Raw genomic sequence first — 12,984 nt, forward strand, 5'->3', positions numbered from 1 at the left:
GTGGGAATTAATAAAGAATTTAGAATCATAAAAAAAACATCTATAAAATAATAATTTCGTACTTTTGACCGCAATAATAAAGCAATGGAAAAAATAATATCCTATCCAATTTCTATAATTAGCTTACTTCTGTTTTTGCTAACAATAGTCATTTTTCATCCTATTCAGTGGATTTGCTTTAACCTTTTTGGCTACCAAGCCCATAAAAAAAGTGTTGATTACCTCAATTTTATATTACTTAGAATCGCACATTTATTAGGAATTACCTTCAAAATTGAAAATCGTGAATTAATTCCAAATGGGGTTCCAATTATTTTCGTTGCCAATCACCAGAGCATGTACGATATTATCGGAATCATTTGGTTTTTGAGAAGATTTCATCCAAAATTTGTAAGCAAAAAAGAATTAGGAAAGGGAGTTCCAAGTATTTCCTACAATTTAAATCATGGTGGATCAGTTTTAATTGATAGAAATGATCCCAAACAAGCGATTATCGAAATCAAAAAATTATCTGAATATATTGAAAAAACGAATCGATCAGCTGTAATTTTCCCTGAAGGAACAAGAACAAGAACCGGAAAACCTAAAGAATTTGCCAAAAGCGGATTAAAAATTCTGTGTAAATACGCGCCTTCAGCATATGTTGTGCCAATTACTATCAATAATTCGTGGAAATTCTTTAAATTTGGCTTTTTGCCCTTCGGCCTCGGGATTAGAATTAAGTTTACTATTCACGAAGCAATTTCTGTTAAAGATTCAGATGTTGATGAATTAACTAATATAACAGAAGACGTTATAACTAAAAGTATCATTACTTAATAAATTTGATTTGTAGCTCAAAAAAATTAGGCTATAAATCTAAAATAAAAAATTATGTCAATAAAAAACATGCGTCTCGAAGTGATGCAATTTCTTGAAAAAAATGTAGACACTTTTGTAGACAATTACCTTATTCCTGTTGAAACTATTTGGCAACCTACCGATTTTTTACCTAATTCGCAAAGTGAAAACTTCTATGAAGAAGTTAGAGAATTAAGAGAAATAGCAAAAGATTTACCATACGATTTTTGGGTTACATTAGTTGGCGATACCATTACAGAAGAAGCTTTACCAACCTATGAATCTTGGTTAATGGACGTAGAAGGAGTTGATCAGGTAGAAGCAAATGGATGGTCTAAATGGGTCCGACAATGGACTGGCGAAGAAAACCGTCATGGAGATTTATTAAATAAATACCTTTATTTGTCGGGTCGGGTAAACATGCGTGAGGTAGAAATTACAACCCAACATTTAATTAATGATGGTTTTGATATTGGAACAGGAAGAGATCCTTATAAAAATTTTGTTTATACTAGTTTCCAAGAATTAGCGACTTATGTTTCTCATAATCGTGTGGCGCAATTAGCAAAATCTTATGGTGATAATAAATTATCTAAAATTTGCAAAATGATTGCCGGTGATGAAATGCGTCACCACCATGCTTATAGTGAATTTGTAAACCGTATTTTCCAGGTAGATCCAAGCGAAATGATGCTAGCTTTTCAATACATGATGAAACAAAAAATTGTTATGCCAGCACAATTTTTGAGAGAATCCGGAGAGAAAATAAGCTCTGCTTTTGAACATTTTTCAGATTCTGCACAAAGAATTGGAGTTTATACCGCAAACGATTATGTGGAAATCATGCAAAAATTAATCGATAAATGGGAAATTGATAAAATTTCAAATTTAACTGATGAAGCAGAAAAAGCTAGAGATTATTTGATGAAACTTCCTTCAAGAATGGCTAAAATTTCTGAAAGATTAATCATCCCTCAAGAGTCTCAAGTGTTTAAATGGGTTGAGCCAGCAAGAATTTAATAAAACAACTTAGTATACTAAATGTTGGATTTTGAAGTAACTCTTTAAGATTCAACATTTTTTTTAAATATAATTTTATGACAAATCAAAATCTAATAAACGAAACGATTGCATTTGTAAAAAAAGAACTTGAAAATGCAGAAGGTGGACACGATTGGTTTCATATAGAACGCGTTTATAAAAATGCTGCGCTTATCGCAAATGGAGAAAATTGTGATATTTTAATTGTACAATTGGGCGCTTTACTTCACGATATCGCTGACAGTAAATTTCATGACGGTGATGAAACAATTGGCCCAAAAAAAGCTAAATTATTTTTAGAAAGTAAGCATGTTCCTGAAAACACAATCGAACATGTAATTAATATTATTGAAAATATTTCCTTTAAAGGCGGTCATGAAACTAAGAAATTTAGTTCTTTAGAATTGGATATTGTTCAGGATGCCGATCGTCTAGACGCTATTGGAGCAATTGGTGTTGCTAGAACTTTCAATTATGGTGGATTTAAAAACAGAGCGATTTACAACCCAGAGATTAAACCAAATCTCAACATGAGTATAGAAGAATATAAAAATTCGGACGCACCAACAATTAATCATTTCTATGAAAAACTGCTGCTTTTAAAAGATAGAATGAACACTAAAACCGGCAAAGAAATTGCAGCCCAGCGTCACGAATTTATGGAGCAGTTTTTAACCCAGTTTTACGCGGAATGGAACGGTGAAAAATAATTTATTCTCCCTTAAAATCTGGCTTTCTTTTTTCTAAAAAGGCTGTTGTTCCTTCTTTAAAATCTGCGGTTGCGAAACATTTTCCAAATGCTTCAATCTCCGTTTTAAACCCATTTACACCTTCTTTAAAATTAGCGTTAATAGCTTTAATAGCATAGCCAATTGCAACTGGAGAATTTTTACTGATTTTTTGTCCCATCTCCTTACAAAAATCTAAAAGGGTTTCTTGTGGAAGAACATAATTAACTAACCCATAAGTCTTTGCCTCTTCTGCATTTAACATTCCAGCAGTGAGAATCATTTCCATAGCTTTCCCTTTTCCAACTAATTGTGGCAATCTTTGGGTGCCGCCATAACCTGGAATTACACCAAGGGTAACTTCTGGCAATCCCATTTTGGCATTTTCAGAAGCCACTCTAAAATGACAAGACATCGCTAATTCTAATCCTCCGCCTAGGGCAAATCCATTAACGGCAGCAATTACTGGGGTGGATAAATTTTCAATTAAATCGAATAATCCTGTTTGTCCTTGCAAAGCCAAATCAGCTCCTTCGCTTTCTGAAAAATGAGCAAACTCTGAAATATCAGCCCCTGCAACAAAAGCTTTTTCGCCACTTCCTGTTAGAATTATTACTCGGATTTCTTTGTTTTTTTCCAAAGTCGTGAAAGCGTGTTGCAATTCGATAATCGTTGCTTTATTCAAAGCGTTCAATTTTGTAGGACGATTGATTGTAACTGTTGCACTGTTTGTTTCTTGAGAAACTAAGATATTTTCGTAGTTCATTTTGCTGATTTTATGAATTAATTATCGGTAAAGAAACGGTGAAAGTCGCTCCTTTTCCATATTCTGTTTCAAATGTAATTGATCCTTTATAATTTTCAATAATATTCTTAATAATTCCTAATCCCAATCCCATTCCGCTATTTTTGGTGGTGAATTTAGGTTCAAATATTCGATCTATATTTTCAGTTTCAATGCCAATTCCATTGTCTTTTACTAAAATAAGAACGTTGTTTTCTTCTTTCTTTACCGATACTAAAATGGTTTTTTCTGTTTGATATTCTGGTATTGATTGGATCGCATTTTTAACTAAATTCGTAATTACACGAATCAATTGCGCGCGATCCATTTTAGAAATTATCTCTTTTTCTTCACTTTCAAAAACGATATAATCTTCATTGAAAATATCCAATGTCAATTCAACTACATTCACCACATTTAAAGTTTCGTTTTGTTGCGCTGGCATAGATGCAAAATTAGAAAACGCCGATGCAACCGAACTCATGGTGTCAATTTGCTGGATCAAAGTTTTAGAATAATCGTTTAGTTTTTGCTTTAAATCTGGATCGTTGGGATCAAATTTTCTTTGAAAACTTTGTACCGTTAATCGCATTGGCGTAAGCGGATTTTTAATTTCGTGAGCAACCTGTTTCGCCATTTCGCGCCAAGCTTCTTCTCTTTCACTTTGGGCTAATTTTAAGGCACTTTCCTCTAATTCGTTTACCATTCCGTTATAAGCACGAATCAACAAATTGATTTCTTTGCTATTTGCTTCCAATACAATTTTCTCGTTTTTCTGATCTAAACTGGTGTCTCGTAACTTGTCAGAAATTGTTTTTAATGATTTCGTGATATAGGTTGAAAGGAAATAAGCAACTCCAAATGCAATTACCAACATAAATGCATAAACCTGGCCTAGTTTTATTAAGAAATTTTGAAGTTCTGCTTCATAAAAACTATCGTCTTCCACATATGGAATGTTTAAAATTCCTAATGGTTTGAACTTTTCATCTTTTATAATACTATAGGAAGACCGGTTTTTAACTCCGTCGATATTCTTAATGTCAACGTATCTTTTTTCTATGGAAGATTGAACCAATTTCAATATGTATTTTGGAATCGGAGGCGCAACGGGATCAACAGAAAAAGAAGCTTTTGATGATTTTAATAATTTTCCGTCCAACCCAAAAATATTAATTTCTAAACCGTGAATTTGAGACAATTCATGAATTTTATCTTTAAAAATCAAGTCTAAATTATTGGCCGAAAGTGGATAGGTTGTATTGGCAAGGACATAATTTATATGTTCATTAATTGCCGTTTCTTTTCGCTCCAATCGCTCCTGATGATATACTTTGGATTCGTTTTTAAACTGAATAATCGAAATAGAAGCCATTAAAATAGAAGCTATCAAAACCAATACTATCATCGATAGGAAAATCCTAGTTCGAAGTGAAAGCATTGACATTTTGAATTTGGCTGCCATAATTTACGACTTGTTTTTCTCTCGAATTCGTTTGTACATTTTAAATCCTAACATAATTATAATTGAAAAAAGGAAGATTCCTACAACACCATAAATCCAGTTAAAGGCATTTTTTAAAACTACTAAAAATACTACTGCAAAAAGAATTATTGTCGCCCCTTCATTCCACAAACGCATAAAATTAGAGGTGTATTTAACTTCATTATTTTGCAATTGCAAATAAATTTGATGACATTTAAAATGATAAAAAAACAATAAAACTACAAATACTAATTTCACCTGCATCCATGACATTCCCATTAAATCAGGGTTTAAATGCAATAATGAAAGTGCAAATAAAGTTGCTGAAATCGCACTTGGCCAGGTAATAATGTACCACAAACGATAGGTCATTATTTTATATTGGTTTTGTAAAATTTCCTTTTCAGGGGACGGCTTATCGTTGGCTTCAATTTGGTAAACAAAAAGACGCACAATATAAAAAAGCCCTGCAAACCATGTGATTACAAAGATGAGGTGTAGCGATTTTAGGTAGTTGTAGTATTCCATTTGTTGTTTTTTTGAAGTTTAAAGTTTTAGTTCGTTATATAACTTTAAACCTTAAACTTTTAACATTTTTACTTTGCCCAATTTTCAATCCAATTCGCAACTGTTTGGCACCATTCGTCACCATCATTCATACATGGAATAGCCATGAAATTCTCTCCTCCGTTTTCTTTGAATTCATGGCTGGCTTCCATTGCAATTTCTTCTAAGGTTTCTAAACAATCAGAGACAAATGCTGGTGTAACTACTGCCAAATTCTTAATTCCTTTTTTAGGCATTTTATTGACTTCCACATCGGTGTATGGCGTTAACCATTTATCCCCTGCCAATCTTGATTGGAACGTTTGGCTGTATTTCCCTTCTGGAATTCCTAAATATTTTACCACTTGTTTTGTGGTTTCGTAACATTGGTGGCGGTAACAAAATTCATGTGCTGGCGAAGGGGTGTTACAACAAGATCCGTCAATTTTACAATGTGATTTTGTGATGTCCGTTTTACGAATATGACGCTCCGGGATTCCGTGATACGAAAACAATAAATGATCGTATTCAAACCCCTCTAAATGTTTTTTGATAGAATGTGACAAACTTGAAATGTAATCTGGTTTGTTATAAAATGCAGGTACAATGGTGAATTTCATTTCAGGAAAGTACTTTTTTCGGTGCTCTTCGGCCAATTCTAAAATGGTAGTTGTAGAGGCCATCGCGTGTTGCGGATATAACGGAAACAACATCACTTCGTCAACACCTTTATCTTTCAATTCTTGTAATCCTTTTAAGATGGACATTTTACCATAACGCATTGCCAATCCCACTGGAATTGATGATAATTGCTGAACTTTTTTCTGCATTCTTTCAGAAATTACTACCAATGGCGAACCTTCTTCCCACCATATTTTTGCATAAGCAGCAGCTGATTTCTTAGGTCTTGTTTGTAGAATAATTCCACGAACCAATAATGCACGAAGCAAAAAAGGAACATCAATTACATATTTATCCATTAAAAATTCATCCAAATACGGCTTAACATCTTTTGGAGTTGGGCTTTCTGGAGAACCTAAATTGACTAATAATACACCTTTCATATTTTTTATATTTATTTATAAAAGTAAATTAAACTTACTTTTTATTATTATGATTTACTAATTATTTTGAATTATGTATTGGGATTGATTGCCATCAAATATTTTTTTGGCGTGGTCGCAAATTTCTTTTTGAAAGCTGCTATAAAATGGCTTCCCGTACTGTAACCAATTTTCAAACCAACTTCATTTACATTATAAGAACCACTGTCCAATAATTTACGAGCACACTCCATTTTGTAATCAAAAAGAAAGCCATAAACAGTATCTCCATAAATTTGTTTGAATCCCATTTTTAATTTTTTCAAATTCAACCCTACTTGATCCGCTAGTTCTTGTAATCCTGGAGGTTCAGCCATATTTGCAATTACAATTTCCTTTGCTTTTTTAATTTTCATGACATTTTCTTCGTCAATTAAAAACGGACATTGCTCAGCATTTGGATCTTCAGAGCGATTGAAATACAAACTCAATAATTCATATCCTTTTCCTTTATAATAAAGGTTTTTTATATTTGGATGCAAATTATAATGAAACAATTGACTTAAAACAATTGCCATTGAAGGGCTGATATCACTTTCGTTATAATATTTTTTATCTTGGTTTTCACCACTCAAAAATGGAATATAACTGGCTTCCGTAGAAAATAAGGCGTGAAATTTTTTGATCGAAATGATTACAGAAATCACCCAAGTTTGAGGTTCTAAAAATAAATTTAATGGCAATTCTTTTTGAGGATTATAAAGCAACAGCGCTTTTTCTTCCTTTAAATCCAAGGTGTAATTTCCTTGATTGAAAATAAATTTTGCTTTTCCTTTTATTCCAAAATGAAATTGAATAAGCCCTTGATTTATTTGTTTTTCAACATGAAAAGGTTCATTTTCATCATTTTGAAAGCGAATTAAGATAAAATCATCTTCAATTTTTATTACTTCTTGAGAACCCATAGCGATATTTTTTTTATTAAAAAAACACTAGTTTGATGTCTTTTTTATTTAGAATGCATCTAAATAATCTACGTTAAACTATCCTAATTTAGTGCAAAAATAGAAATATAAATACAAAAATAACGATTTAAAGCTAAAAAATCTCATAGCGACACAAATAGTCCTTTAAGCGTTGTTTTTATATAAACTATAGATATAATTTTGCTGAACATTATTGAAAGTCAATTTATGAAAAACAATCAATCGAAACAGCTCTATTTTTATTCTGTAGGATTAAGCTATAAAAAAGCGGATGCCGAAATCAGAGGGAAATTTAGTTTGGATTCCGTAGCCAAAACTCGTTTGCTAAAACAAGCAAAGAAAGAAGGTATTGAAAGTTTGATTGTGACTTCAACCTGCAACAGAACTGAAGTTTATGGTTTTGCGGAACACCCATTCCAACTGATAAAACTAATTTGCGAACACAGCCACGGAAAAGTTGAAGAGTTTCAAGAGTTTGGTTTTATCTACAAAGGACAAGAAGCGATTAATCATATTTTCCAAGTGGGAACTGGTTTAGACAGTCAAATTCTTGGAGATTTTGAGATAATCAGTCAATTGAAATTGAGTTTTGCAGCATCAAGAAAATTAGGATTAATAAACACCTATTTAGATCGATTGATAAATGCCGTAATTCAAGCGAGCAAGAAAATCAAAACCGATACTGAAATTAGCTCTGGCGCCACTTCTGTTTCATTTGCATCGGTTCAATATATCATCAAAAATGTTGAAGATATTGGAAACAAAAATATTTTACTTTTTGGTACAGGAAAAATCGGGAGAAACACTTGTGAAAATTTGGTAAAACATACCAAAAACGAACAAATTACCCTTATCAATAGAACAAAAGATAAGGCAGAAAAACTGGCTGGAAAATTGAATTTGATCGTTAAAGATTATGCCGAATTGCATTTGGAACTTCAAAAAGCGGATGTGGTTGTGGTGGCAACTGGCGCTCAAAATCCTACAATCGACAAAGCTATTTTGAATCTTAAAAAGCCAATATTAATCCTAGATTTATCGATTCCGAAAAACGTTCACAAAAATGTAACCGATTTAGAAGGAGTAACTTTAATTCATATGGATCATTTATCTCAAATGACCGACGATACATTAGAACGTAGAAAGCAACACATCCCAGCTGCCGAAGCGATTATTGAAGATTTCAAAATGGAATTTAATATATGGATGAATGGTAGAAAACATGCGCCAACTATTCACGCATTAAAAGCAAAATTAAACGACATTGTTGAAAATGAATTGACTTACCAACGCAAGAAACTGCCTAATTTTGATGAAGAACAAGCCGAATTAATTAGTGCTAGAATTATTCAAAAAATCACCAATCATTTTGCAAGTCACCTAAAAGACGAAAACACTTCTGTTGATGAAAGTATTGAATTTATTGAAAAGGTTTTCCAAATCGGGAATCAATTACCAGTTAAAAAAACTTCAGAAATAGAAGAAAAATATAAAATTACACTATCCTAAAATCTTGAAGTAAAGATTTCAAAACTACTTAATAATGGCTCAAAAAGTGATACGTATCGGAACTCGTGATAGTGAATTAGCACTTTGGCAAGCACACACAGTGGAAAAAAAATTAAACGATTTAGGCTATAAAACCGAAATTGTTGCGGTAAAATCTACGGGTGACATTATTTTAAACAAACCATTATATGAATTAGGAATTACGGGGATTTTCACGAAAACCCTTGATATTGCTATGATTAACGGTCAAGTTGACATTGCTGTTCATTCCATGAAAGACGTTCCTACTGCATTACCCGAAGGAATTATTCAAGCGGCAGTTTTAGAAAGAGCCAACGAAAAAGACCTTTTGATTTATAAAACCAATTTAGATTTTCTATCCCAAGAAGCCACAATTGCCTCCGGAAGTTTGCGTCGTCAAGCGCAATGGATGCATAAATATCCGAATCACAAAGTAATTGATTTACGTGGAAATGTGAATTTGAGAATGCAAAAACTGAATGATAATGATTGGAACGGAGCTATATTTGCGGCAGCGGGACTGGAGAGAATTGGACTTAAACCAGAAAAATACGAAGTCTTGGACTGGATGATTCCTGCACCAGCTCAAGGCGCAATGGTAATTTTAGCAATGGCAAATGACGAATTTTGCTGGCAAGCAGTTTCCGAATTAAACGATTTAGAAACCGATATTTGCACTTATATAGAAAGACAGTTTTTACGAACACTGGAAGGCGGATGTACCGCGCCAATTGGTGCAATTGCAAAATTCACTGAAGACACCATCGAGTTTAAAGGCGCGCTTTTCTCGATTGATGGAACTCAAAAAATAGAAGTTGAACGAGTAGTTCCAATTGAACAATGGAAGAAAATCGGATTTGAACTGGCTAAGGAAATTTTAAATAATGATGGTGAAGAACTGATGATTAACATTAAAGAATCTCTGAAAAAAGATGAGTAGCTTGGTTCCTATATTATCTACAAAAGTGCTTTCTCCATCTCAAAGAGAAACTTTAGAAAACGCCTATTTTTCAGTTATTGAAGAAGATTTTATCGCTACAAAAAATCAAAATTTTGAGCTTACTGAAATCAATTCCAACTTAATTTTCACGAGTCAAAATGCGGCTCAAAGTGTTTTGCTTCATCCTAAATGTCAAGAATTAAAATCGAAAAATGTTTTTTGCGTTGGAATAAAAACAAAGGCATTATTAGAAGAAAACGGATTTAATGTTATCGTTTACGTTGATTACGCGGCTGATTTAGCTGAAATTATCGCGTTGATTTATAGTAATGAAAGCTATACTTTTTTCAGTGGAAATTTACGGAAAGAAACATTGCCAAAGGCACTGAAAGAAGCGAAAATTAAGTTCAATGAAATACAGGTATACGAAACATCGTTAACTCCAAAAAAAATTAAAGAAGCGGTAGAAGCTATTTTATTTTTTAGTCCTTCGGGAGTGGAAAGTTATTTAATGGAAAACAAATTAAAAAAGGAAATCTGTTTTTGCATTGGTGAAACCACTGCTGCAGCTTTGCCAAATACGGTAAAAAATATAATCGTTGCAAATCAACCTTCAATTGAAGAAGTGATTGAGGATGCAATTGCAGAATTTAGATAAATAAAAATTAGCTTAGAGCATTTAGCTTTTAGCATAAAGCAAAATAAATGATAAAGAACGACCTATTTTTAAAAGCATTACGTGGAGAAACAGTGGAGCGTCCACCAGTTTGGATGATGCGTCAAGCGGGAAGATATTTGCCAGAATTCATCGCATTACGCGATAAATATGATTTTTTTACCCGTTGTCAAACGCCAGAATTAGCAGCTGAAATCACCGTTCAACCCATTCGCAGAATTGCACCAGATGCAGCTATATTATTCTCGGATATTTTGGTTGTGCCTCAAGCAATGGGAATTGAAGTCTTGATGAAAGAAAACATTGGACCGTTTTTACCAAACCCAATTCGTACTATTCAAGATGTCGAAAAAGTGATCGTTCCAAATATCCATGAAACCTTGGGTTACGTAATGGACGCAATTAAATTGACCCAAGAAATGTTGAACGATGAAGTTCCATTAATTGGTTTCGCAGGTTCACCGTGGACGATTTTCTGTTATGCTGTGGAAGGAAAAGGCTCAAAAAGTTTTGATACTGCCAAAGGATTTTGTTTTTCTAATCCAGTTGCGGCACACGTATTATTACAAAAAATTACCGATACCACTATTTTATATTTGAAAGAAAAAGTGAAAGCAGGTGTTGATGCCGTTCAGATTTTCGATTCTTGGGGCGGAATGCTTTCGCCTCTGGATTATCAAGAATTTTCATGGAAATACATCAACCAAATCGTAGAAGCTTTGGCAGATGAAACACATGTTATTGTTTTCGGAAAAGGATGTTGGTTTGCTTTGGGAGAAATGGGAAAAAGCAGGGCTTCAGCTTTAGGAGTAGATTGGACTTGTTCTGCAAGAAACGCAAGATATTTATCAGGTGGAAACATCACTTTGCAAGGAAATTTTGACCCAAGTCGTTTGCTTTCGCCAATTCCAGTTATCAAGAAAATGGTTCACCAAATGATAGACGAATTCGGAAAAGACAAATACGTAGTTAATTTAGGTCACGGAATTCTACCAAATATTCCTGTAGATCACGCGAAGGCGTTTGTGGATGCGGTGAAGGAGTATGGTAAATAAGCCGTCTGCAGATAGCTATCCTGCAAGGTTTGCAAAACCTTGTAGGTATAAGAGTCGACACAAGTAATAAAAAACTTATAAGGCTTGAAAACCTTATAGGATTATAATATAAGCCATAAAAGATCTCAACAAGGTTTAAATACCTTGTCGCAATAAAAAAGTAAAAGCCAAAATATGAAATTAGAAGTTTTAGAAAAAGAAGGTTATTATCATATATACAACAGGGGAATTAATGGGTGTATGATCTTTGGAAATGATGAAAATAAAAATTTCTTTCTCAAACAATTTTCAAAATATTTATCAGACAAAATTTCAATATTTGCTTTTTGTTTGATGAACAATCACTATCATTTGGTTATTCGTTTAAATGATGATGGAAAAATAGTGACTCAAGCATTTTCTAATTTTTTTAATTCTTATGCAAAAGCATTAAATAAGGAAAATGGCAGAACCGGAAGTCTTTTTGAAAAACACTTCAAAAGAATTAAATTGAATGATGAAGAATATTTGAAACAAATAATATTGTATGTTCACTTGAATCCAAAACATCATTTAGATTTAAAATTCGAGGAGTATAAATATTCATCCTATCTTGCTTTTATTTCCAATAAAGAAACAAAAATAGATAGAAAAGAAGTTTTGAAATTATTTGGTGGAAGAGAAAATTTTATTTTTTCTCACAAACAGAAAAGTGATTTTTTAACAGAAAAATACACCTTCGAATAAAGCAATTATTATCCTACAAGGTATTAAAACCGTTTAAGTATGAGAAAATATCATAGAGTATTAAAATAATAGACCTACAAGGTTTAAAAAAACCTTGCAGGATAGAAAAAAAAATAATGAAAAATAAATTCTATCACTACATACAAACCCTACAAGACCAAATCTGTGCAGGATTGGAAGCTGCTGATGGAGCAACTAAATTCCTTGAGGATATTTGGGAACGACCTGAAGGCGGTGGCGGAAGAACACGCGTTATAGAAAACGGAGCGGTTTTCGAAAAAGGCGGTGTGAATATTTCTGCAGTACACGGAAAATTACCTGAAGCCATGCAGAAAATGTTTGGAGTGGGTGAAGCTGATTTTTTTGCTTGTGGATTGAGTTTGGTTTTGCATCCAAAAAATCCAATGGTACCAACGGTTCACGCAAATTGGCGCTATTTCGAAATGTACGATGATAATGGAAATGTAATCAATTCGTGGTTTGGTGGCGGTCAAGATTTAACGCCTTATTATCTGTTTGAAGAAGATGCAAAACATTTTCATCAGACTTGCAAAACGGCTTGCGACAAACACAATCCAGATTTTTATCCAAAATATAAAAAAC

General features: G+C 33.1%; 14 protein-coding genes. 9 read left to right on the plus strand and 5 right to left on the minus strand.

What is annotated here, in order from left to right; all coding sequences use genetic code 11:
• Window positions 1-84 precede the first annotated feature (84 nt).
• The 3 genes from AC9UFV_RS03830 to AC9UFV_RS03840 all read left to right on the plus strand — a co-directional run bounded on the left by AC9UFV_RS03830 (window position 85) and on the right by AC9UFV_RS03840 (window position 2,591).
• Window positions 85-819, plus strand: a complete 735-nt coding sequence (locus tag AC9UFV_RS03830) for a lysophospholipid acyltransferase family protein (protein ID WP_509572952.1) — start codon at window positions 85-87, stop codon at window positions 817-819.
• 54 nt (window positions 820-873) lie between these two features.
• A complete protein-coding gene (locus AC9UFV_RS03835; RefSeq protein WP_509521030.1) occupies window positions 874-1,860 on the plus strand; it encodes an acyl-ACP desaturase in 987 nt (328 codons plus the stop codon).
• A 77-nt stretch (window positions 1,861-1,937) separates the two neighbouring features.
• The gene (locus tag AC9UFV_RS03840; RefSeq protein WP_509572954.1) at window positions 1,938-2,591 is read left to right on the plus strand and encodes an HD domain-containing protein; all 654 of its coding nucleotides are present in this window, start codon (window positions 1,938-1,940) and stop codon (window positions 2,589-2,591) included.
• 1 nt (window position 2,592) lies between these two features.
• On the opposite strand, the gene AC9UFV_RS03845 is transcribed toward AC9UFV_RS03840, so the two are convergent.
• From AC9UFV_RS03845 to AC9UFV_RS03865, 5 genes are all read right to left on the minus strand, one after another.
• Window positions 2,593-3,375 (minus strand): enoyl-CoA hydratase/isomerase family protein, encoded by a 783-nt coding sequence (locus tag AC9UFV_RS03845; RefSeq protein ID WP_509572956.1) that lies wholly within the window; start codon window positions 3,373-3,375, stop codon window positions 2,593-2,595.
• Between the two features lie 10 nt (window positions 3,376-3,385).
• On the minus strand, window positions 3,386-4,858 hold the full coding sequence (locus tag AC9UFV_RS03850) for an ATP-binding protein (RefSeq protein WP_509572958.1): 1,473 nt from the start codon (window positions 4,856-4,858) through the stop codon (window positions 3,386-3,388).
• 3 nt (window positions 4,859-4,861) lie between these two features.
• Window positions 4,862-5,407: a CopD family protein gene (locus AC9UFV_RS03855; RefSeq protein WP_509572960.1), complete on the minus strand. Its 546-nt coding sequence runs from the start codon at window positions 5,405-5,407 to the stop codon at window positions 4,862-4,864.
• A 68-nt stretch (window positions 5,408-5,475) separates the two neighbouring features.
• Window positions 5,476-6,489 carry a ferrochelatase gene (gene hemH, locus AC9UFV_RS03860; RefSeq protein ID WP_509572962.1) on the minus strand — a complete coding sequence of 338 codons (1,014 nt, stop codon included), beginning with the start codon at window positions 6,487-6,489 and terminating at the stop codon, window positions 5,476-5,478.
• 71 nt (window positions 6,490-6,560) lie between these two features.
• The gene (locus AC9UFV_RS03865; RefSeq protein WP_509572964.1) at window positions 6,561-7,433 is read right to left on the minus strand and encodes an AraC family transcriptional regulator; all 873 of its coding nucleotides are present in this window, start codon (window positions 7,431-7,433) and stop codon (window positions 6,561-6,563) included.
• 228 nt (window positions 7,434-7,661) lie between these two features.
• On the opposite strand from AC9UFV_RS03865, the gene hemA reads away from it, so the two are divergent.
• The 6 genes from hemA to AC9UFV_RS03895 form a co-directional block, all read left to right on the plus strand.
• Window positions 7,662-8,963 (plus strand): glutamyl-tRNA reductase, encoded by a 1,302-nt coding sequence (gene hemA, locus AC9UFV_RS03870; RefSeq protein ID WP_509572967.1) that lies wholly within the window; start codon window positions 7,662-7,664, stop codon window positions 8,961-8,963.
• 34 nt (window positions 8,964-8,997) lie between these two features.
• The gene (gene hemC, locus AC9UFV_RS03875; protein WP_509572969.1) at window positions 8,998-9,924 is read left to right on the plus strand and encodes a hydroxymethylbilane synthase; all 927 of its coding nucleotides are present in this window, start codon (window positions 8,998-9,000) and stop codon (window positions 9,922-9,924) included.
• Window positions 9,917-10,582: a uroporphyrinogen-III synthase gene (locus AC9UFV_RS03880; RefSeq protein WP_509572971.1), complete on the plus strand. Its 666-nt coding sequence runs from the start codon at window positions 9,917-9,919 to the stop codon at window positions 10,580-10,582. Before hemC ends, AC9UFV_RS03880 begins: the two co-directional genes overlap by 8 nt.
• 47 nt (window positions 10,583-10,629) lie before the next feature.
• Window positions 10,630-11,655 (plus strand): uroporphyrinogen decarboxylase, encoded by a 1,026-nt coding sequence (hemE, locus tag AC9UFV_RS03885; RefSeq protein WP_509572974.1) that lies wholly within the window; start codon window positions 10,630-10,632, stop codon window positions 11,653-11,655.
• A 174-nt stretch (window positions 11,656-11,829) separates the two neighbouring features.
• Window positions 11,830-12,381, plus strand: coding sequence for a transposase (locus AC9UFV_RS03890; protein ID WP_509572977.1), 552 nt, complete (start codon window positions 11,830-11,832; stop codon window positions 12,379-12,381).
• Between the two features lie 116 nt (window positions 12,382-12,497).
• Window positions 12,498-12,984: coproporphyrinogen III oxidase (locus AC9UFV_RS03895; protein WP_509572979.1), on the plus strand; the 487-nt coding region annotated here is incomplete at its 3' end.

It is taken from the genome of Flavobacterium sp., assembly GCF_044349645.1.
In the GTDB taxonomy this organism is placed as follows: domain Bacteria; phylum Bacteroidota; class Bacteroidia; order Flavobacteriales; family Flavobacteriaceae; genus Flavobacterium.